At 39.0% G+C, this 528-nt stretch carries 2 tRNA genes; both read right to left on the reverse strand.

From position 1 onward, the window contains the following. Positions 1–295 precede the first annotated feature (295 nt). Positions 296–371: transfer RNA gene (locus tag GQA99_RS20215), tRNA-Ala, on the reverse strand. Between the two features lie 36 nt (positions 372–407). Further along, positions 408–483, reverse strand: a tRNA-Glu gene (locus GQA99_RS20220). Positions 484–528: the final 45 nt, after the last annotated feature.

Below are 528 nucleotides of genomic sequence, written 5' to 3' on the forward strand. Positions count from 1 at the left end.
GGTAACGGATACGTTTACGAGCACTTTTTTCAGATTTAGCTAATGCAGCAAGATTGATATTATTCATAAATATAGCAATAAGAGAATGACGGTTAATTAGATCATATATTTAATGTAATTGGTATCACACAGTAGTAGCAATAGGATGGGTGGAAAGTCACACATTTAATTTGAATGTGATATGCAGATTAGGTGCGGAATAAGTCATTAAGGTAAGTGGATAAAAAAGACATAAAAAAACCACCTCTCGGTGGTTAATTTAGTATGCATATAGATGCATTAGGTACCAATTAAATGGTGGAGCTACACGGGATCGAACCGTGGACCTCTTCACTGCCAGCGAAGCGCTCTCCCAGCTGAGCTATAGCCCCAAATTCTAGTATTACTAAACTAAAATTTGAATAATATGGTATCCCATAGGGGATTCGAACCCCTGTTACCGCCGTGAAAGGGCGGTGTCCTAGGCCTCTAGACGAATGGGACACATTTGATACGTTATACTCTGTATCGAGTGAATACTCACTAATG

It is taken from the genome of Shewanella litoralis (assembly GCF_009828585.1).
In the GTDB taxonomy this organism is placed as follows: domain Bacteria; phylum Pseudomonadota; class Gammaproteobacteria; order Enterobacterales; family Shewanellaceae; genus Shewanella; species Shewanella litoralis.